Genomic DNA, 21,882 nt, shown 5'->3' on the forward strand with positions numbered 1-21,882 from the left:
ACTATTTTTTTAATGCCAAACTCACGGTAAAAATGCCGTCTTCATCAATCCATTGATGGATTTTCTCAAAACCCGCTTTTTCCACTAACTGATCCATTTCCTGCTGACTGCGACGACGCATTACCCACTCCGGATTGCCCTCTTTATGACTGGTTAAACAACGGGCAATGAGCTCCAGCTGCGGATGCCAAGGTTGTCCGGTATAAATTAGATAACCGCCCTCTTCAATAGCATCGCCAAAGCCATATAAGGAATTCATAATCAAATCGTTGTCGGCAAATAGTTCATGTAAACCGGATACAATCCCCAGTGTCGGGCGGGGATCAAGGTTTTGGTAATTATTGCGATCATAGGCGTTGATTTGCTCAAAAGTCACCACATCCTGCAACTGACGCTCTTCAATTAGCTTACGTCCTGCTTCCACATTAATTGGGCTGTAATCGCGTAATCGCACAGAATCAGGCAACCTGTCGGCTGTTAACGCATCCAGCACATAGCGCCCATGACCAGAGGCAATATCCAGCACATGTACGGGTTTGTCTGCTGTGCGTAATTTTTCCATCGCCAGTTGAATCGCTTTACCAATATTCACCTTACGCTGACGAATGCCGCGCCAACCAATAGCATTCAAATAATTTTTATCCACTAACACACCAAATTTATTGGTTCCTTGTGGTTGGTGACGATATACATAATCCAGCGTACTACCGGAATCGTAACCGGTTTCTTTGCCGATTTTCAGGCCTTCGCTCCAGTTTGCACCAAGTTTCATCAATCGACGATAAGCGGCCCCAAATGCACCGCGAGGGCTAAAAGGAGAAAGCGGCGTTGCCAGCTCATCGGCCTCAATACGGCTGGCACTATGAATATGCGCCTGGGTAACATCTACCCGTTGTAACGGTTCGGCAAAACGCTGACGAATGAAACGGCGCATTTCTTTAAACGCCACTTCTCGATTTTCCTCGCCTAATGTATCGTGATAAAAACCGTTTAAAATATGACGTTCTTTAATATGACTGCCTAGATGATTATAAAAATCATGCTGTGGCTTATGATGTACGACCCAGTCACTGCCCGAAATGAACAGCTGAATTGGTACGGTAATCGCCTGAGCGTCCGCCACCACACGATCCGCTGCCTCATATAAACCAAGCAAAATACGCACAGAAATCGCGCGAGCAATGAGTTTATCGTTATTGTAACTTTCTTGACGGGCTTTATTGTGGGTAAGGTAATGGGCTTTCACATAGCTGTTCACAAAGAAATTGCCACGCAGACGATACATCAGCTTTAACCCTGCGCGGGCAAAAGGGACATAAAGTTTCACTTTAAAAGCGGGTGACGCTAACACCGCACAACGGATTTTGGGCGCATAATCATGTAGCCAAGCAGAAACCAACACTGCACCGACACTTTGCGCGATCACGCAGATATTTTCCGCCTTGATGCCATACTCCCGTTCAATATGCTGCATAAATGCCTGAATATCGGCAACGGAGGTGCCCAAACTCGGACTATCACCGCGTTCGCCCGGGCTCAAACCATGTCCGCGCGCATCCCAAGCAAAATAAGCAAAATCATCAAAACCCAGTTCGTCAGCTACAAACATCATGCGTCCTGAATGTTCATGCCCGCGATGAAACAACACAATTGCCTTATTACAACTAGCATCTTTTGCCGGGCGATAACGATAAAAAAGTTCGGTGTCATCGGCACTGCGAAAATATTTTTCCTGTTCCATATTGGCTTCCTTCGTTAGGTTAAAAGTGCGGTAGAAATTTGGGGTATTTTTCACTCGATTATACTCAACATCACCATTATCAAACATTGCAAATGCAATTCATTTTTGTCGGATGTGTCACAAAATCGGAAAATTTTCTCTTCCGCGACACCAAATACACAAAAGTGCTCGTCATTGCACAAGCCGAATAAGTTGTTATAATCACCCCTCATTCATTTAATCTTGTAGAAAAAATAACCATTATGAATAAATTCACCTATTGGCAACGTCTGAAAGTTGCTTTTCAATATGTTATACCGCAACTCTATTTAACCCAACTGGCAGGCTGGTTTGCTAAGCAAGAATGGGGCTCGATAACGCATTTTGTGATCCAACTTTTTGCGAAAAAATACAACGTGGACATGAGCGAAGCCCAAAAAGAACACTTCAGCGACTACAAAAGTTTCAATCAATTTTTTATTCGTGAGTTAAAAGAAGACGCGCGAAAAATAAATGAAAATCCAACCGCACTTTGCTTACCGGCCGATGGTCGTGTAAGCCAAATCGGCCATATTGACGACGACCTATTATTACAAGCCAAAGGGCATTTTTTCAGCCTATCTGATTTATTGGCGGGTGATGAAGAATTAGTCAATACCTTTAGAAACGGGGAATTCGCCACGATTTATTTATCCCCGCGTGATTATCACCGTGTCCACATGCCGTGCGATGCCACCCTGCGTAAAATGCTTTATGTGCCGGGGGATTTATTCTCGGTCAATCCGTTTTTAGCAGAACATGTGCCGAATCTATTTGCCCGCAATGAACGGGTAATTTGTGTATTTGATACGGACTTCGGCCCGATGGTGCAAATTTTAGTCGGCGCCACCATTACAGCCAGCATGAGCACCGTCTGGGCGGGTATCATTAATCCGCCGCGCTCAAGAGAAGTCAAAGTGTGGACATATCAAGGCGACAGCGCAATCGAATTACGCAAAGGTCAAGAAATGGGCGCCTTTCAACTAGGTTCAACGGTCATTAATTTATTCCCTGCCGATAGTGTGAAATTAGCGGAACATTTGCAGGTAGAAGTACCGGTAAGAATGGGTGAAATCCTCGCCACCATTAAATAGTTTTATCAACAAAAAGGAAAACAACATGACAGCAGAATTCTTCAGTCAAGTGAAATTAGACGATACCGAAGCCAAAGGCAGTTACGGTATCGGTTTGCAAATCGGCCAACAATTATTGGACAGCCACTTGGCGGTGAAAGCGGAAGCCGTAGCAAAAGGCATTTATGATGTCTTAAACCAGCAAGCGCCAGCCTTAGATTTCAATGAAATCAGCCATGCGTTACAACAATTACAACAACAAGCGGATGAAGCGCAAAAAGCACAATTTAAAGAAATCGAAGCCGCCGGCAAAGCCTTCTTAGAGGCGAATAAACAAAAAGACGGCGTGAAAGTGACAGATTCAGGCTTACAATATGAAGTGTTGGTTGAAGGCAATGGCAACGTACCATCCGCTACCGACACCGTACGCGTTCATTACACCGGTACATTACCTGACGGCACCGTATTTGACAGTTCCGTCGCTCGTGGCCAACCGGCCGAATTTCCGGTTAACGGTGTTATCAAAGGCTGGATTGAAGCCCTTTCCATGATGCCGGTCGGTTCCAAATGGCGCTTGGCTATTCCACATGAATTGGCCTATGGCGAACGTGGCGCCGGTGCAGCAATTCCGCCATTCAGCCCATTGGTATTCGAAGTGGAATTATTGGATATTCTTTAATTAACATTTACCCATAAAAAAACGGCGTCATCAAACGCCGTTTTTTGTTTTTTTGAGGTTATTACAACACAATCATATCATCACGATGCACCGCCACCGCACCATACTCATAACCTAAAATGTGTTCGATATCTTGCGAATGTTTGCCTTTGATAAGCTCTAACGCATCGCTATTATAACGTGGCATACCCAGCGCAATATCCTTGCCTGATCGCGTGCGAATACGCACCATTTCACCACGGGAGAAACGTCCGCTGACTTCGATGATACCTGCCGGCAATAAGGATTTATGCTGAATTAACACCGCACTTTCGGCGCCGTCATCCACCACCAACACCCCGGCCGATGGTGCCGCAAATAACCACTGTTTACGACTTTCCAGACGATCCGCCTGCACGGTGAATTTCGTACCAATCGCCTGCTCATACGCTAAATCCACAATCACATTGGCTTGGTTGCCCGGTGCAATAATGGTTTCAATGCCGGAGCGGGTCGCGACATCCGCAGCCATAATTTTGGTGGACATTCCGCCTGTTCCTAAATTCGTCCCGCTACCACCGGCAATAGAACGAATATGATCGGTGATTTTATCCACCACGGGAATTAATTTCGCTTGCGGGTTTTTACGCGGGTCGCTGTCAAATAACCCTTGTTGATCCGTGAGCAAATAAAGCTGTTCTGCTTGCACTAAAATCGCCACCAATGCCGATAAATTATCGTTATCCCCGACTTTAATTTCTGCCGTTGCCACCGCGTCATTTTCATTGATAACCGGAATAATCTGATTGTCTAACAGCGCCTGTAATGTATCGCGGGCATTCAAAAAACGTTCGCGATCTTCAATATCGGCGCGGGTTAGCAACATCTGCCCGATGTGAATGTCATAAATCGCAAATAATTTTTCCCAGGTTTGGATTAGCTGGCTCTGCCCCACTGCCGCCAATAATTGCTTAGAGGCCACTGTTGGTGGCAATTGCGGATGATTCAAATAATGACGCCCCGCCGCAATAGCGCCCGAGGTGACGATCACCAAGCGAAAACCGGCTTGATGTAATTGCGCAAGTTGACGCACAATTTCCATCATATAAGCCAAATTCAATTTTGGGGAACCTTGGGTTAACGTGCTGGTGCCAAATTTCACTACAATAGTTTTATTATGATGTTGCATACTGACTCCTCATCGAAAAAATGCGTTTAAGTTAGCATAAATCCCGAAATTTATCCAAAAATCAGACCGCACTTTTAAGCCTATTTCGGGGGTATTTATTAAGCGTTTTTTGTTCCATGAGAAAGGTCTATAATGACACTAATTAATTTTAGGTAGATTCATTATGAAAAAGGAAAACATCACGCCCGATGATCAACGGGAAGTCACGCGGTTATGCGTGCAAACGGCACTGTTATTGCTGCAACATGGTGCGGAAAGCACCGTCGTGGCGCAAATGGCACAACGACTAGGCTTGGCATTAGGTGTAGAAAGCGTAGAATGCGCCCTCACCGCCAACGCCGTCATTATTACCACATTGGCGAACGATCACTGCATTACCACCGCCCGCAAAAACACCGACAAAGGCATTAATATGCAAATGGTGACGGACGTTCAACGCATCGTGATTTCTGCCGAACATAAAATATACAACCTGCATCTGGTTAGGAAGAAACTCGAACAACTCAAGCCATTAAAATATAACCGTTATTTCGTGCTCTTGATGATTGGCTTATCCTGCGCCTCTTTTGCCCATTTATCGGGCGGCGACGCACTGATTTCGCTCATCACCTTCATCGCCGCATCCATTGCCATGTTCGTGCGTCAGGAATTGTCTAAACGGCACTATAATCCGGTCATCGTCTTTGCCGTGACCTCTTTCGTTGCTTCCCTTCTTGCCGGTGTCAGCTTGAAATATCAGATCGGTAACGATCCACAAATTGCCTTAGCTTCCAGCGTGTTATTGCTAGTGCCCGGCTTTCCGTTAATCAATTCTCTGGCGGATATTTTAAAAGGGTATGTGAACATGGGGATCGGCCGTTGGGCAATCGCTACCATTCTTACTTTCGGCGCTTGCCTCGGCATTGTATTTGCTTTAAGCGTACTCAACATCACTACTTGGGGGCATTAAGATGGATTGGTTACTTCTATTATTGGACGACATGTTTTTTGCCGCGATTCCGGCAGTGGGTTTCGCCTTGGTGTTTAATGTGCCGCCGAAAGCGTTAAAATATTGCGCCCTACTCGGCGCCCTAGGACACGTTACCCGCACCATTCTCATTCATTGTGATATTCCTATTGTCTTCGCCACCTTGGTGGGTGCCGCATTAATCGGTTTTATCGGCGTGCATTTATCTCATCGTTATCTGGCACACCCAAAAGTGTTTACTGTCGCCGCCATTATCCCCATGATTCCGGGTGTACAGGCATACAAAGCGATGATCGCCATCGTACAAATTCACCATTACGGTTTCTCCGACGCTTTATTTGAACAAATGATCGCCTCCTTTATTAACACTACCTTTATTCTCGGCGCGTTGGTTTTCGGCTTGGCATTACCAGGCTTACTGTTCTATCGGGAAAAACCTGTGGTATAGTAACCGCACTTTAACTTGTTAAATAAATTAGGAAAATAAATGAGCTTAAGCCTGATTGTCGCCATGACCAAAAACCGCGTTATCGGTAAAGATAACCAAATGCCATGGCACTTGCCTGCGGATCTTGCTTGGTTTCGCCAAAACACCACCGGCAAACCCGTCATCATGGGGCGAAAAACCTTTGAAAGCATCGGACGTCCCCTCCCGAAACGTACCAACATCGTTCTGTCCCGCCAACCTTTTGAGCATGACGGCGTGATTTGGAAAGACAGCCTGGAAAGTGCGGTGGATTTTGTCCGTGATTCTGAAGAGATCATGCTTATCGGTGGCGGTCAATTATTCAACGAATATGTATCGAAAGCCGATCGCCTCTACCTCACGGAAATCCAAACGGAGCTGGATGGCGACACTTTCTTCCCATCAATTAATTGGGACGAATGGCACATTGAATTTGAGCAATATCGCTCTGCTGACGAGCAAAATCCTTACGATTGTCGATTTTTGATTTTGCTGAAAAAGAAATAATCTGTGTGTAAAAGTGCGGTGGATTTGGAGATTGTTTTCATATTCTTCCCCTCGCCCGTTTACGGAGAGGGAAAGAAAATTCAACATTTTTTGAAAGGCAAGGAAAAACACTTGAAAAAATGACCGCACTTTTCCTCTTTCTGACGATGGAGGCTTAATGCACTTATAATCAATTTCTCTCGAAATAACCCAAAGATAAAGAAGAAAAACGCTACCAACCTTAATCCTTATTACTCTCCGCAACATCCTTCCGAAAAGACACCATCAGTTGGTCAATTTTAAAATTCTCGGTGTCGATGATTTCAAATTTGTAGCGTTCGAACAACACGAAATCCGTTTTTTTCGGGATTTTGCGTAGCATATACATCATAAAACCGGCGATAGTTTCGTAGTTCTCGTCATGCGGAAAGGCTTCAATATCCAAGGCGCGTTTCACGTCGTTTAACGGAGTAGCGCCGTCAATGAGCCAAGAGTCTTCATCACGGCGGATAATTTGCTCTTCTTCATTAGAAACCAATTCGCCCATCACAATACTCATCACATCATTTAACGTCACGATGCCGACAACCAGGGCATATTCATTCACAATAATGGCAAAATCTTCACCGGTAGATTTGAACAGTTCCAACACTTCATATAAAGATAGTGTGTCCGGCACGAATAACGGTTTGCGTAATAAGCGATGATCAGTTACCTGCACTTGTTCTTCTTTTAAGAACAACGTGAGCAAGCTGTGTGACTCTACATAGCCTAGAATATGATCTAAGCCCTGATCGCAAATAATTAATTTAGAGTGAGAATTTTTCGTCAAGGTATCCAGCACCTGTTGACGATTAAAAGTGCGGTCTAAAAAGACGATGTTTTCGCGAGTAGTCATCGTAGATGTCACCGTACGCTGTTGCATATCGAAAATATTTTCAATCAAATAATGCTCTTGCGCTTTCAGCACACCGGCTTCAGCACCGGCATCCACCACAGCCACAATGTCTTCCGGCGTCATGCTTTCTACCCGCACAGTAGAGACCTTGAACAGACGGAAAATCACGTTCGCTAAAGAGTCGAAAATCCACACAATCGGTTTTAACAGAATAATGCACAGTTGCATAATGCGCACGGTGCGCAAAGCCACCACCTCAGGATTAATTAAAGCTAAGCGTTTTGGCATTAAATCGGCTAATAAAATAAAAGAGGCCGTTACGATCACAAACGCTAACCAAGAGGCAGCACTTTCAACCCAAGCGGCATCTGTGTATTGATTAATGAAGGCTTGCAAATGTACGCGAATTGTCGCTTCACCAATGACCCCGCCAAGCACCGCAACCATGTTCAAGCCAATTTGCACCACGGTGATGAAACGTCCCGGTTGTTCTTGTAATTTCAATACCAACGCGGCCTTAGCATTACCTTCATTCACCATGTTTTGCAATTTAATGCGGCGCGCGCCTGCCAAAGCAATTTCGGCAGAAGACACAATAGCACTGATAATAATCAGTAGAATCAAAAGTAAAGTAGCTGATAATAAACTCATAATGTTCTCGATTTCTTGGCTTAAACGGGGAAAAGTGCGGTCGATTTTTAATGTGTTTCTTGACCGCACGAAAAGAAAGAAAAAGAAAGCCTAATTTTCGCTATCAAACCAACCGCGAATAAATTGGACAGAGAAAAAGAATGTAAAGAATAAAACAATATAGAGAATATAAGAGAAAATCGGATGGCTTGGCGAATCCGCTTCGGTAATTTCTTTTACCGACAAGGCATTACGGAATTCATCAAATATCGTAAGGCGCCAACCGTAATATTTAATTTGGACGGTTTTATCTTCATTACCAAAGGCTTGCACCTGCGCCTGTAAATTAGCGGAACCGAATTTGAAATAGAACGGGAAACCCCAACGGGTATCTTCGTTGCGATAGACCATGACTTTGCCGTCAGGATGTTGAGTATTGATAAAATACACGTCACGGGTCGGGCCGTCTGCCGGATTAGATTTGGTTATCGGGCCGTCTTTATCCACCCGCTTAACTTCCACGCCAGTGACTTTCGTGACGTCATAGCTCGGCATAGAATAATTCACTACGGCTGCTAAAAACAGGTGAAAAACAAAAAGCACGCTTATAAAAAAATATTTTAGAAATTTTCTCATCATGTTGTCCTATTGAAATGAGATTGTTTAATTATTGTACATGAATTTTGAACAAACGCTCGAAATTTTCCGTGGTGACACGAGCCATTTCTTCTATCGAAAGGCCTTTCAAAGCAGCCACATATTCACACACTTCACGAGTATAAGCCGGTTGATTTTGTTTGCCGCGATAAGGTACAGGTGCCAAATACGGCGAATCGGTTTCCACCAATAAACGATCTAACGGTAACTTACGCACCACATTGCGAATTTCTTCAGCATTTTTAAAAGTGACAATACCGGAAATAGAAATATAAAAACCAAGATCCAAGGCTTTTTTTGCCATATCTTCATTTTCGGTAAAACAATGTAAAACGCCACCGCACTTGTCTGCATGATTATCTCGCAATAAACGAATGGTATCTTCTCGCGCCTCGCGGGTGTGAATAATCACGGGTTTATTTAGCTGATTCGCCACTTGAATTTGTGCAGCAAACACCGCTTGCTGCGCGGCCTTATTCTCTGAGCTGTAATAATAATCCAGCCCGATTTCACCAATGGCAACCACTTTTTTATCTTGCGCCAATCGTAGCAGGCGTTCTTCATCGAAAGGCTCTTCCTCAAAATCTAACGGGTGTACGCCACAGGCCAAAGAAATGTTATCAAATTTGCTTAACTCGTCATAAGCCTTTTCAAAGCGGCTGAGTGTTACGCCGATAGCCAGTAAATGTTTCACTTCACGGGCGTGGGCTTTTGCCACGACATCGGTAATATTTTCATGTAATTTTTCATAATCCAATGCATCTAAATGGCAATGGGAGTCCACAATAAACATTTGTTATCCTTCAAATACGTCGGTAATAAGACGGGTCAAACCGTCCAATAAAATTAATTCCTGATTCACTGCATTAATCGTCTGCAAATCCGACCGCACTTTTTGCACAATATTGCCGGCCTGCAATAATGCGGGGGCAGAAAGCCCTTGCGCAAATTGAACCACGCCGCGTTCAATATCCTGACAAATCCAACCGCTTTTCACCTGCAATTTTGCTTTTAGTGCATCACTTAAAAAAGCCAACAACCAATCCAGTTGCTGCAATGCCGTGTCTTTTTCTTTGGCAAAAAAAGGTAATAACTCGAGTGGTGAACGGCGGCGATAAAATACCCAAAATTGACGCAAAAATTCACGTCGTTGTTCTAATTGGTTTTGTTGCAACATCGCAAGCGCCAACAGCGGGCGCCCATAGTTCACGCGAAGTGCGGTCAACATTTCAAGTGTTTCTGCAGAAACCTGCGATTGCAACCACTGCAACGCAACTTCCGTCTCCGGCGGCAACAGATTCCACACTTGGCAACGGCTATAAATCGTTGGCAACAAAGTGGTTTGTATATCGCAATGTAAAATGAAATAGGTGTTTGGGCGAGGCTCTTCCAGTGTTTTTAAAATAGCATTGGCAGCCGCTTCTGTTAGGCGATGAGCCTGCTCAATATAAATCACCTTATTACCATTTTGTTGCGCATGCTGAGTGGCCTGTTCATTCATGGCACGAATTTGATCAACGCCGATGTCTTTATTCTCTATGGGCGCGATATGTTGGAAATCGGGATGACTATTGGCCTGCATTAAATGACAAGAATGACATTGACCACAAGCCTCGTCACCGTTTGGCGTAAGACACATTAAACGCTGTGCTAACGCCTCACATAATTGCGCCACGCCAAGGCCAACATCAGCACGGAGCAACAACGCATGATGCCCCAAGGCTTCATCAAAAGCCCCTGTAATTTTATGATAGGTAGGCGCAAGCCAAGGGTATAAGGAAATCATCTTGAAAGGGAAATCCACCAATTTTTGACCGCACTTTGAATGTCGGCCTTCACTTGCTCAACGGGTTGTTCCGCATTGATAATCACTGCCTTGGGGTTGTCTTTCACTAACGCCAAATAACGTGCTCGAGTGCGGTGGAAAAAATCTAAGTTTTGCTGTTCGATACGATCCAATTCGCCACGACCACGGGCGCGAGCCAACCCCACAGCCGGATCAATATCCAAATACAGCGTTAAATCCGGTTCAAAATCGCCTAAAATGGTTTCCTTAAGGCTTTGAAGCAAACGTTGTTCGAGTTGGCGACCACCACCTTGATAGGCTTGGGAAGACATGTCATGACGATCACCGACTACCCATTTGCCCTGAGCCAAAGCGGGCTTAATGACATTTTCCACCAATTGAATACGGGCGGCATATAACATTAATAATTCGGCTTTATCCGTTACCGGCTCTTCCGTTTCATGTTTAATGAGGTAGCGCAATTTTTCTGCTAAAGGCGTGCCGCCGGGCTCGCGGGTAAACACCACATCATCAATGCCCAATTCTTTCAAAACATCCACTACACATTGATGGGCAGTGGATTTGCCTGCGCCTTCCAAGCCTTCGATAACAATAAATTTACCGGCCATATTATTTCCTGTTTTGTTCACGATACCAGCGCAAATAGTCTTGTACCGCTTTATTGTGTTCATTGAGATTACGACTAAATTTATGGCCGCCCGAACCGTCCGCCACAAAATAATAAAATTCCGTTTGCGCCGGATGAGCTACTGCCTGCAAGGCCTCTTCACTTGGCATTGCAATAGGCGTTGGTGGCAAACCGTCAATGACATAAGTATTATAAGGTGTCGGCGTTTCTAAATCTTTTTTGCGAATATTGCCGTTATAATTATCCCCCATACCGTAGATCACCGTAGGGTCGGTTTGCAATTTCATTTTGGCGTTTAAGCGATTGATAAACACGGATGCAATTTGTGGACGCTCTGCCGCCACGCCCGATTCTTTTTCCACAATCGAGGCCAAAATAAGCATTTCGTAAGGATCAGCTAACGGCAGATTTTTATCCCGTCCATTCCATGCTTTATCTAAAGCCTTTTTCATACGTTCCACTGAACGTTGCAACAAATCTAAATCGGTGGAGTTCGGTGTGTAATTGTAAGTATCGGGGTAAATCCAACCGTCGATAATATGGCTTTCAGTTAAATTTTTATTGAGGTTGGTATCCATAGCAAGCATCCCAAAAACCTCGTCATTAGACTTGCCCTGCAAAGTTTGTTTTAAGTGCGGTGCATTTTCGAGACGTTTTCGTATAGTTTTGAAGGTTTCGCCTTCAACGAAGGTCAGTGAAAATTGCGCTTCTTTGCCGGAATTCAGCAACTTCAGTAAATCTTCCACGGTTTTTACACCGTTAAGAGAATAGGTTCCTGCCTTCACTTTGTTGAGTTCGGGATGTAATTTCAACAACCAAGGCAACAGCGCAGCATTATCCAAAATACGTTCTTTTTCCAACAAACTAACCAATTTATTGCCTGTTGTGCCACGTTCTATGGTTAATAATTGATCGTTTTGCACATTCACCGGTTGTTGCACAAATTGTTGTAACTGCTGAAATCCCCAAAATCCTGCGCCGGCTAAAACGACAATCAAAAATAAAATAAATACACAAAATTTTTTCATAAATAAAAACCTTAAGTTATTTGCTATTAAGGTGATAAAAAGTTGCAGAATTATAGCATAAGATTGAGATATAAAGAAAAAGAGCCTTATATTGAAGGCTCTTACAACACATTATTTATTAGTGGGAAGGCTTGATGAATCACTCAACAGCGCAGCATATTTTGCCGTTGTAGGGCTCGCTTCTAAAGCGATTTTCAACGCCATGGTTAACGGCACGGAAAGCAACATCCCTACGGTACCCAATAACCATCCCCAAAACAATAAAGACAAAAATACCACCAAAGTGGAAAGACCGAGTTTTTTACCCATTAAGCGAGGTTCAAGGGCGCTGCCGATGCCAACGTTAATCACCACCACGCCGACCAACACGCCCAAGCCGACAATAAAACCATTCAATAATAATGCCTGCACAATGATCGGCACGGCGGCAATAATGGAACCGATATTTGGAATGTAGTTTAACAAGAAACTGAGCGTTGCCCACAAGATCGCATATTGCACGCCCGCCACTTCTAACAACACCCAAACACAAATGGCTGTCAGCAAGCTCATCATGGTTTTAACGCCAAGATAACTCATAATGCCGTTTAAAATACGATCTAAATAAAGTTCTTGTTGTCCCACATTATTCGGATCATCACTAAACGCCACAACAAATTTATGTTTGGCATAAGGCGCTTCCAACAACATGAAAATCACCACTAACAATAACACGAAGGTGTTGGTGACTACACCGGAGAAACTCAAAAATACACGTCGAACAAAATTCATGATCACACTTGGATCAAAATTATCCATAATGCTTTTTTCTGAAATATCTAACGGAATTTTCATCTCTTGCGCCAATCCCACCAAGCTATTTACCCGTTCAGCCAATAATAGACGATATTGCGGAATTGATTGGCTAAATTCTTGAATTGCGCTGTTAATTAACCCGAAAAGGAAGAAAAAGATCACAAAAATTAACAATAACAATGATGTAATGGCTAACCAATAGGGCACTTTTTTCGACGTTAAATAATTCAGTAACGGCGAACAAATAATGGCGATAAATAAGGATAACAGAAACGGCACCGCAATTTCCGATGCGGCTTTAATGCCTGCCAAAATAATGACGATAGCAGCTAAAGCCACCAAGCCTTTGAATAATGAAGAGGATTTTGTCATAAGTTAAATCGCATCCTCATTTTCTTCTCCGGTGCGGATACGAATCACACGTTCTACCTCATATACAAAAATCTTACCATCACCGATTTTGCCTGTTTGCGCCGTATCAATAATCGCGTCTAAACATTGCTCCAACAACTCATCCGGCACCACAATTTCCATTTTCACTTTTGGCAGAAAATCCACCATATATTCTGCGCCGCGATAAAGTTCCGTATGCCCTTTCTGGCGCCCAAAGCCACGCACTTCCGTCACCGTCATGCCGGTAATCCCGATATCAGACAACGCCTCACGCACATCATCTAATTTAAACGGTTTAATAATCGCTTCGATTTTTTTCATGTTGACATCCTTAGAAATAATGGAATAAAACCCACTCGGTTTCATGTGGCACATTGTAAACAAATAACCGCCTTTCGGCACGCAAAAACACGTATAAAATCGACCGCACTTTGGCAAAGATGCTCTAAAGTGCGGTCGATTTTTTCTGTGCTTCGCTCTATACTACAAAACATCAACTTTCCCCCATCACGCTCAACCCAAAGGAAATCTTATGGCATATCAAGTGATCGCTTTCGATCTCGATGGCACATTATTAAACAGCCAAGGCAATATTCTCCCTGCCAGTAAACGCGCTATTCAACGGGCTCGGGAACAGGGTATCAACGTGGTTTTCGTCACCGGACGCCACCATACTGCCGTAAAACCTTATTATCATGAAGTGGATTTGGATACGCCGATTATTTGTTGCAACGGCACTTATCTGTATTATCCGCAAACCGATGAAGTGAAATTTGCCAATCCGCTTTCCTCCGAAAAATGCCATAAAGTCATTGATATTGCAGACAAATTCGACACTCATTTGCTCATGTATAGCCGTGACGCGATGAACTATACCCGTTTAAATCCGCACATGGAAAAATTCACTCAATGGGTGATGAATTGCGGGCCTGAGGTGCGCCCAAACGTGCGTTTAGTTACTGATTTCAGAGAAATCATTGATAATCCCAAAGAGAACATTTGGAAATTTGTCATCAGCTCACCCGATCGACAAGCCATAGAAAATGCAGTCAGTGCCTTACCTGACTCAGAATTCAGTTGCGAATGGTCTTGGGTTGATCGTGTGGATGTCGCCAATATCGGCAACAGCAAAGGCGCGCGTCTGCTTGATTTGCTGAAGCTATGGAATGTTGAACCACAAAATGTCATTGCTTTTGGCGATAACCACAACGACATCAGTATGCTCACCGCGGTTGGTCTCGGCGTTGCCATGGGTAATGCGGAAGAGGCGGTGAAAGCGCAGACCAAACGGGTTATCGGCTCAAACGACAGCGATAGCATCGCCCGATTAATTGAAGAGATGCTTGGCTAAGATCAAAAACGGTATTCACTCACTATGACTGAATACCGTTTTCGTTTTAATGCTTTTGAAAAAAACGCCGTCAAAAATGACCGCACTTTTACTAAAACCATCTCAGCCTCAAAGCGCGGTCAATTTTTCGTTATTTTGTTGGTTTCTTCGGCATCCCAGTTTTCTCATCTAACCCTGTATCGCCGTTTAATCCTGCCTGCCAAGCCAAATGACGAACAAGGGCTTCATCCGGTTTAGGCGGGGCTTCTCCTTCAAACCAGCGTTGAAAGGCGATTTTACCGTCCCATTTCGGCAATGGAGCTGGCGGTAATGGCACGATGTCATCTAGGTCGGGAACTTTGGGTTGGAGGTAGTCTTTATCAGATAAATACCTTGCAATAGCTTTATATCGTTTAGATCTTTCCAGATCTTCTTGCAAGTTTAAAAAATACATATCGTCTTCTTTTTGACTTCCTCCAAAACCATTTGATAAATAACGGGCAGAAGCTGCGTTTCCATTTTTAACGCCTTGATAAAAAGCCTTTACTGCATCCTTGTAATCTTTATCACTCTGAAGATGAATACCTAAGAAATTTGAAGCGATACCTAATCCTTGCTCTGAGGCACAAGAACGTAATTGTTTAATCATATTTAGGCGCATTTGCAAGGTTTCTTCATCATTAATATCACCTAACATTTCCGAAACAACATACTGCGCTTCCCGACTCCCCAAGTCTGCCGCTTTACGAAGATAGGCATACTTGCCATCTTTCTCCGTACGTACACCGTAGCCTACATCCAAATAACCGTACAGATTATAATACGCAGTGGCAGGCAGTTGTTTTGCCAGTTCTTCATTAAGGTTATGTACTTCTGTTTGCGGCATATCGGAGCTAATTCGTCCACTTTTTAGTAAATACTGTAAACGAATATTTGCTTTGTAATCGCCATTCATTGCTGCAATTCGATAATAGCGTGCCAACCCATTCCATACTGCATCCCCTTTTTTACCCGTCCACATATTGTGTAAGTCATGGTAAAGCGCGTAGTTATATAGCTGTTGGGTTTCTTGTGATAATTCCGGCCTTTCTTCATGTTTGCAAACAAATTCTAAATTTGCTTGTAATTGTTCCATTTTTTCCATTTTGATTTTTCTCGCTTTGTATTCGTCAATAACTCCGGGGGAAGTCGAGTGTCCGGCACCACCTAAATCAACACCTTCAAATAAACTCATGCCTGCCCATATTGCCAGCACAATCAAGACCGTCATGATAATGACGATGATTTTAAAAATACGTGCTACCATTAGTCACTCCGGGAAATAGCAAGAAAAAAATGGAAAATATCTATTATAAAACACCCTAAAAAACCACCGTACTTTTAAACCATTCAGCTCAAAAGTGCGGTTAATTTTTTAATCATTTTGTTGGTTTCTTCGGCATGCCGTTTTTTTCGTCTAAACCAGTATCACCGTTTAACCCAGCCTGCCATGCCAAACGACGCACCAGGGCTTCATCAGGTTTGGGCGGGGCTTCCCCTTCATACCAACGCTGAAAGGCGATTTTACCGTCCCATTCCGGCAATGGCGCTGGAGGCAATGGCACAATATCATCCAAATCAGGAACTTTGGGTTGGAGATAGTCTTTTTCATAAAGGTAATCACCGATAATTTTATAACGACGAGAACGTTCAGAATCTTCTGATAAATTTAGAAAATCCATATCGCCATCCTTTTGTTTGCCACTAAATGCTTCTTCCAACCGACTTGCAGAAGAGGAACTGCCATTCTTTGTTCCTTGATGAAACACTTCCAATGCTTGTTGGTATTCGTTCTTTCTTTGAAGTCCAATACCTAACATAACTGATGCTTGACCTAATCCTTGCTCTGAAGCACAAGCCAACAATTGGTCATAGATTTTTAAACGCAACGGTCTTGTTTCTTCATCATTAATATCAGTTAATATATCCCCAACGACATATTGTGCCTCGCGACTCCCTAAATCCGCTGCTTTACGAAGATAGGCGTACTTGCCATCTTTCTCCGTACGTACACCATAGCCCACATCCAAATAACCATACAAATTATAATACGCAGTGGCAGGCAATTGTTTGGCCAGTTCTTCATTGAGATTATGCACTTCCGTTTGTGGCATATCGGAGCTAATGCGTCCGCTTTTCAGTAAATACTGTAAACGAATATTGGCTTTGTAATCGCCATTCATTGCTGCAATTCGATAATAACGTGCCAACCCATTCCAGACCTCATCGCCCCGCTTGCCCGTCCACATATTATGCAGGTCGTGATAAAGCGCGTAGTTATAGAGTTGTTGGGTTTCTTGTGATAATTCAGGTTTTTCTTCGTGTTTGCAAACAAATTCTAAATTTGCTTGTAATTGTTCCATTTTTTCCATTTTGATTTTTCTCGCTTTGTATTCGTCAATAACTCCGGGTGAAGTCGAGTGTCCGGTACCACCTAAATCAACACCTTTAAATAAACTCATGCCGACCCAAATCACCAAAACAATCAAGGCAATCATAGCAATAACGATGATTTTAAAAATTCGTGCTACCATTTTAGTCACTCCGACTTACTTTAGGATCATCACGGCTAAATTCCCGTAAAGCACATTCCGGAGAATTTCCATCTTTTTGAGATCTTTTGTTTGCTTCAATTAATTTTCCCCATTTTTTAAATGCCTCTTTTGCCACCGCATAATCATGCATATCATCGGGATTCGCCGCGCTATTCTTATTAGTATGTAAATCCCATAAGCGTTTGCGCAGCCCTTCCGCCACATCAGCGCATTCCATAATAATGCCCAATTCCGTATCCACCTGCATACTGCGGGTGTTTAAGTTCGCCGAACTGATGACGGTGAAGACGTCGTCCATAATAGTCACCTTGGAATGCACATAGACTTCCGCCGGTGTATCTTTGCCGTTTTTCTTATAAGTATGTACATATTTGCCGTTCTCATCTTTCGGCATTAAGGTGCAGATATGTGCTTTAATCCCCGGGGTGTCGCTGATTTCATAGCCTAACTCTTTTGTAAGATTTGGCTCTTCTTGTCCGAGCTCAGATGACTCAATTTGATTGAGTTCACCTTCTTTTTTAGTCGGGCCCGCTTTTTCAGCCTCTTGCGTTTTTTGCTCCTCATGTTGCTTCGCTTTAATCTCGCCTATTTCCTTTTCAATTCTCTGAATTTCCTGCTGGTTTTTCTCAAACTCAGCGGCTGCAACAGCTTTTCCTTCAGCAGTAGGAGCTTTCATGCTTTCATTATATAAGCGGACTTCACTTCTTTTCGCCATACCTAATTGAGTTTCAAGTTCATTTAACTTAATATTTCTCGCCACCCCAGGCATTACATCCTGCTTGCCCAATAATTTAAACATTTCATTAGTAGTATAAGTTCCTGCACCGATACCTTCGTCAGAAGAATTCGTTACTGTGAACCAATGAATTGGCCCTTCTGTACGCCCGTTATTTTTAATTGTTTCCCAGTGGCTAATAAACTCTCTCACCAATGGCGGAAAACGAAAATACTGATTTTCTGTATAAATATAACTTGTGGTCTGTTTAATATTCTTTAAATAGACCTTCATGATATCTTCGATATTTGGTTGATCATAGGTACGAACAATTTGAGCCATCACAAGTTTGCTATCATCAACTAGTGATGGATTAGGCTGATAATGGTCACGCGTAAACGATTGTCGTTTCCCTGTAATACCAATATCAACGGGATCTTTTCCCCACTGTTTATTATTTTGCCGATCCCAAGATTGACAAAAATTATGATTAATATCCCATAACACTTGTCCAGTCACAATACTGGAAACATCCTGTAATGGCGTTGGGCTATTTTTCCCTTTATTTGGCAATGTAGTTTTTAACGAATGATTACTATCATCCCAATAGTTATCCACCATGTTATGCTCTAGCACAAATCCTACTGCAAGCTCAGGAATTTCATAATCTATTAATACAGTTTTTTGATGATGCGATTTAAATTTTTTTAATGCAAAATCATATGAACCATCAGTTAATGTGCCCTTACCATCGGGTAATTCCGTATCCTCAAAGCTATGATTTACTTTTCTCCCATCTGGTAAAATCCTAGGCTTGAAATCTTCATTTTGTGGCGCTACTTTGCGGTTTTTATAAATTAAATTTGTACGTTTGGGGGATTTTGTAAATTCAACTAACTTCTCATGTTTTTCTATTTCATGAGCTTCCCATACATGGACTATTCCATCAGTCTTAGCATTAACAATAACCTCATCTAACTCCCCTTGAATTGCTTCATACCACCCGATCATAGTCAACTTGCTCACTGGTAACTCCCTCAACCTTATCCTTTAACCAAACACCTGGTTTATTTCCCAAATTAGCTTCACTAAATGTTTGAATATTCCCAGGTAAACTCCAGACCAAAATACGCACTTTTTTACCTTCAAGCGCTTTCTGAATCAATAAATCACCAATACAAGGGGATTTCCCATCTCGTTTAAAATGCATGGATGGTTGAAAGCCCCAAATTGCAATATCAATAGAATGCTGGGCATTTGCTATCCGATCATGTAATTCTTCAAATGCTTCTTTACCATTAACCAAGGCTTTAAACGTTGTTGGCACTGGTTCACTTCGAGTACCATTTTCAAATTTCTCAGCATCTTTCAAAAACCAATTAAAATTTACGGTAGCGCATAGCTTACTTTCTGTTGTAGAAATCTGTTGTTTATTTTGACTCATATTTTATTTTCCCTCGAAGAAACCCTTAACTAATGCTGAATATATTTTCGCTGTAGATAAAGCGGAGTCTGTTGAAAATGGATAAAAACCTTCATTAATCAGTTCATCGTTATCAGTATCTTTCTCAAATTCTTCTACTATTGGTATAGAATAAGAAGCACCATTAGCAAAGCGAATTTCATAGTGTTTTGTACCTTCTTTGTGAGGAATCTCAACTTCGCCAGTACTATCAGTCATCCCTTTTCCCACTTCATTACCATCTACGAGCAGAGTATATGGCATACCGATCATCAGCTTAGTTGAATGTGGTGATTGTAAGAATTTCACTTTCATATGCGGCATATAAGGCGTGTTCACTTGTGTAGAAAAGGCATTCACTGCATCAGGTGAACCACTTTCCCGAACCAATTCCCCCTCAATCCGCACATTCCCTATTAATGTAATCCCTTCTTGATTTACCACAATCTCGCCCGCCGGACCCTGCAGACGCACTTCCTCATAGCCCTCTATATTAAAATGCTTACAAATACTCTCCAGTAAATCACCGGCAAGCCATTCGCCATTCTGCGCCACTTCAATCGTGGTATCTTTACCCACCTTGATAATCGTGTCCGCATGCACGTTCACTTGGTAGTTATTGCCGATATTGAGAAGATTGTCTTTTTCGATTTTGCTGATGCGGTTGCGACCAATATGGCGCATTTGGTCTCGGTTGATAGTCAGGCTTTCATCCAGACCGACAGTTTCCATGCGGTCATGTCCGATATTCACGGTTTCATTTCGGTTAACCTGCTCCGTGCGGTCATGTCCAATTCGGCTGGTTTCGTCATGGTTGACGATATGGTTATGGTCTTTCTCTGCATGCAAAAAGATTTCTTCTTGACCTTTTTCATCTTCAAAACGCAGTTCGTTAAAGCCGTTGCCTTTATGCGTTTTCGATTTTATCGTCATCCGCGTTTTATGTTTCGGCACCGGATAAGGCGGCTCGGTAGTACTGTGATAGGTACGTCCGGTGATTATCGGTTGGTCCGGGTCGCCCTCCAAGAAGTTGACAATGACTTCTTGTCCGATTCTAGGCAGCATTTGACTGCCATACTGCGCACCCGCCCAACCCTGACTGACCCGCACCCAGCAAGAACTGTGTTCGTCATGACTGCCCACTCTGTCCCACGGAAACCGGATTTTCACCCGGCCCCAGTCGTCACAATAGATTTCCTCTCCTTCCGGACCCACCACATGCGCCATTTGTGGACCGTCCACTTTCGGTTTCGGTTGTGGCAAAGGTCGCCATTGCGTGGTGTGCGGTATCAGTTTGAGGTGGTTTTCATAACGATTACCTAACGCTCCCGCCTCTTCTTCTAAAATCCCATGTTGATAACCGCGATGTTCGATTGACACAATGAGCCAAGGGCGATTAAAGTCTGCTCTACGATGCCCTTCAAGCTCAAACACATACCCCGGCACTACCCGTAAATCATCTCCCTGAGCAAAGGCGACTTCCGCTTCACGACGCTCATACTCCAAACGATATTGACTAAAAGGTTTACCCTGTTCATCCCGTTTGTATCGTCCCGGGTAGTCGTACTTTTCATAAACGCCCGCAGAATTGACCGCACTTTGCCCCCCGAGGATATTTTGCCCTTGGGCAAGCGAAGACTGTTCTAAGTTATAGCGGGGATTGGTGAAGGTATAATCACGTAAGGTTTGGCTTTGTGGGGTAAGATTGGCTTCATAGGCGAAATGCCATAACGCGGCCTGCGGACGGTCGCCTGACGGCGTGGCGTTATAAAGCAAGGTGCCTTTATGCGGGGCGGTTTGGCTATCGTTGCAGAAATGTAAGAGATGGCTGTCCGCTTGATGTTCAAAATAATAATAGGCGCCTTCTTCTGCCGCTAAACGTTCAATAAAGGCTAAATCCGTTTCCCGATATTGCACGCAATATTCTCGCACCCAATCCGCATTCGTTAAACTGAAATCCACTTGCGAGACCTGATTCTTTTGCAACAGTGTACGGAGGATTTTTTCGCTGTTTTGCTGTTGGAAGATTTTATTATCCGATTGATATCGCGCCCGACTTAACGACGGCTCAATTACCATTTTATACCGGGTTCGACTAAAACCGCTTTCGCCTTGCGCAAACCCCGTGACAATGCCCGAAACATAACGCACCGTCTCCGAACCTTGCCAAAAGGTCAAGGTCGCTTCGTTATCTAACACATCGGAAAAAGAAGAGGCGGGGTTAAAGGCGGCTAGCTCCAGTTCTAAACGGAAGAGTTTTGAAAGTCCCTCGGTTAATTGGCATGTAGCTCGTTCGTTTTTAAAAGAACAAAAAATAACCGCACATTACAAATGTACGGTCAATGTA

Annotated in this window: 20 protein-coding genes and 1 pseudogene; 6 read left to right on the top strand and 15 right to left on the bottom strand. The window is 43.3% G+C overall.

Annotation, left to right across the window (positions count from 1 at the left end):
* Window position 1 precedes the first annotated feature (1 nt).
* Window positions 2-1,741, bottom strand: coding sequence for a bifunctional alpha/beta hydrolase/class I SAM-dependent methyltransferase (locus EL144_RS00155; RefSeq protein ID WP_032995416.1), 1,740 nt, complete (start codon window positions 1,739-1,741; stop codon window positions 2-4).
* A 242-nt stretch (window positions 1,742-1,983) separates the two neighbouring features.
* Between EL144_RS00155 and asd the strand changes: the two genes are divergently transcribed.
* Entirely contained in the window at window positions 1,984-2,853 is an 870-nt protein-coding gene (asd, locus tag EL144_RS00160) for an archaetidylserine decarboxylase (RefSeq protein ID WP_005704929.1), read from the top strand.
* A 25-nt stretch (window positions 2,854-2,878) separates the two neighbouring features.
* On the top strand, window positions 2,879-3,511 hold the full coding sequence (locus EL144_RS00165) for an FKBP-type peptidyl-prolyl cis-trans isomerase (protein WP_005704930.1): 633 nt from the start codon (window positions 2,879-2,881) through the stop codon (window positions 3,509-3,511).
* A gap of 61 nt (window positions 3,512-3,572) precedes the next feature.
* Here the strand turns inward: EL144_RS00165 and proB are convergent, their stop codons facing one another.
* Entirely contained in the window at window positions 3,573-4,679 is a 1,107-nt protein-coding gene (proB, locus tag EL144_RS00170; RefSeq protein WP_005704931.1) for a glutamate 5-kinase, read from the bottom strand.
* 163 nt (window positions 4,680-4,842) lie between these two features.
* Here proB and EL144_RS00175 point away from each other — a divergent pair, with 163 nt between their 5' ends.
* From EL144_RS00175 to folA, 3 genes are read left to right on the top strand one after another with little or no spacing between them, the layout of a single operon-like run.
* Entirely contained in the window at window positions 4,843-5,628 is a 786-nt protein-coding gene (locus EL144_RS00175) for a threonine/serine exporter family protein (RefSeq protein WP_005704932.1), read from the top strand.
* Window position 5,629: 1 nt separating this feature from the next.
* Window positions 5,630-6,094, top strand: coding sequence for a threonine/serine exporter family protein (locus EL144_RS00180; RefSeq protein WP_005701332.1), 465 nt, complete (start codon window positions 5,630-5,632; stop codon window positions 6,092-6,094).
* A 39-nt stretch (window positions 6,095-6,133) separates the two neighbouring features.
* Window positions 6,134-6,619 carry a type 3 dihydrofolate reductase gene (gene folA / locus EL144_RS00185; RefSeq protein WP_005704933.1) on the top strand — a complete coding sequence of 162 codons (486 nt, stop codon included), beginning with the start codon at window positions 6,134-6,136 and terminating at the stop codon, window positions 6,617-6,619.
* A 220-nt stretch (window positions 6,620-6,839) separates the two neighbouring features.
* On the opposite strand, the gene EL144_RS00190 is transcribed toward folA, so the two are convergent.
* The 8 genes from EL144_RS00190 to glnB all read right to left on the bottom strand — a co-directional run bounded on the left by EL144_RS00190 (window position 6,840) and on the right by glnB (window position 13,755).
* The gene (locus EL144_RS00190; protein ID WP_032995417.1) at window positions 6,840-8,147 is read right to left on the bottom strand and encodes a hemolysin family protein; all 1,308 of its coding nucleotides are present in this window, start codon (window positions 8,145-8,147) and stop codon (window positions 6,840-6,842) included.
* Between the two features lie 90 nt (window positions 8,148-8,237).
* Complete coding sequence (locus tag EL144_RS00195) at window positions 8,238-8,762, bottom strand: DUF1523 family protein (RefSeq protein ID WP_005701336.1); 525 nt, start codon at window positions 8,760-8,762, stop codon at window positions 8,238-8,240.
* 31 nt (window positions 8,763-8,793) lie between these two features.
* The gene (locus tag EL144_RS00200) at window positions 8,794-9,576 is read right to left on the bottom strand and encodes a YchF/TatD family DNA exonuclease (RefSeq protein WP_005704937.1); all 783 of its coding nucleotides are present in this window, start codon (window positions 9,574-9,576) and stop codon (window positions 8,794-8,796) included.
* A 3-nt stretch (window positions 9,577-9,579) separates the two neighbouring features.
* Window positions 9,580-10,569, bottom strand: coding sequence for a DNA polymerase III subunit delta' (locus tag EL144_RS00205; RefSeq protein WP_005704939.1), 990 nt, complete (start codon window positions 10,567-10,569; stop codon window positions 9,580-9,582).
* Entirely contained in the window at window positions 10,566-11,198 is a 633-nt protein-coding gene (gene tmk / locus EL144_RS00210) for a dTMP kinase (RefSeq protein WP_005704940.1), read from the bottom strand. The genes EL144_RS00205 and tmk overlap by 4 nt, the downstream gene beginning before the upstream one ends.
* Window position 11,199: 1 nt before the next feature.
* Complete coding sequence (mltG, locus tag EL144_RS00215) at window positions 11,200-12,246, bottom strand: endolytic transglycosylase MltG (protein WP_005704941.1); 1,047 nt, start codon at window positions 12,244-12,246, stop codon at window positions 11,200-11,202.
* A 111-nt stretch (window positions 12,247-12,357) separates the two neighbouring features.
* A complete protein-coding gene (locus EL144_RS00220; RefSeq protein ID WP_005704942.1) occupies window positions 12,358-13,413 on the bottom strand; it encodes an AI-2E family transporter in 1,056 nt (351 codons plus the stop codon).
* Window positions 13,414-13,416: 3 nt separating this feature from the next.
* Window positions 13,417-13,755, bottom strand: coding sequence for a nitrogen regulatory protein P-II (glnB, locus tag EL144_RS00225; protein WP_005701342.1), 339 nt, complete (start codon window positions 13,753-13,755; stop codon window positions 13,417-13,419).
* Window positions 13,756-13,966: 211 nt separating this feature from the next.
* Here glnB and EL144_RS00230 point away from each other — a divergent pair, with 211 nt between their 5' ends.
* Window positions 13,967-14,785, top strand: a complete 819-nt coding sequence (locus tag EL144_RS00230) for a pyridoxal phosphatase (RefSeq protein WP_005704944.1) — start codon at window positions 13,967-13,969, stop codon at window positions 14,783-14,785.
* 130 nt (window positions 14,786-14,915) lie between these two features.
* Here the strand turns inward: EL144_RS00230 and EL144_RS00235 are convergent, their stop codons facing one another.
* The 5 genes and pseudogenes from EL144_RS00235 to EL144_RS00255 all read right to left on the bottom strand — a co-directional run.
* Window positions 14,916-16,070, bottom strand: coding sequence for a DUF6396 domain-containing protein (locus EL144_RS00235; protein WP_126379348.1), 1,155 nt, complete (start codon window positions 16,068-16,070; stop codon window positions 14,916-14,918).
* A gap of 112 nt (window positions 16,071-16,182) precedes the next feature.
* Window positions 16,183-17,337 (bottom strand): DUF6396 domain-containing protein, encoded by a 1,155-nt coding sequence (locus EL144_RS00240; RefSeq protein ID WP_065336525.1) that lies wholly within the window; start codon window positions 17,335-17,337, stop codon window positions 16,183-16,185.
* Between the two features lies 1 nt (window position 17,338).
* Window positions 17,339-19,099 carry a phospholipase D-like domain-containing protein gene (locus EL144_RS00250; protein ID WP_232010633.1) on the bottom strand — a complete coding sequence of 587 codons (1,761 nt, stop codon included), beginning with the start codon at window positions 19,097-19,099 and terminating at the stop codon, window positions 17,339-17,341.
* A complete protein-coding gene (locus tag EL144_RS11425) occupies window positions 19,068-19,517 on the bottom strand; it encodes a hypothetical protein (RefSeq protein ID WP_005704771.1) in 450 nt (149 codons plus the stop codon). The genes EL144_RS00250 and EL144_RS11425 overlap by 32 nt, the downstream gene beginning before the upstream one ends.
* 3 nt (window positions 19,518-19,520) lie before the next feature.
* Window positions 19,521-21,812: pseudogene (locus EL144_RS00255) on the bottom strand (type VI secretion system Vgr family protein); the annotation flags it as partial.
* Window positions 21,813-21,882: the final 70 nt, after the last annotated feature.

Source organism: Aggregatibacter aphrophilus ATCC 33389, from assembly GCF_900636915.1.
Taxonomy (GTDB): domain Bacteria; phylum Pseudomonadota; class Gammaproteobacteria; order Enterobacterales; family Pasteurellaceae; genus Aggregatibacter; species Aggregatibacter aphrophilus.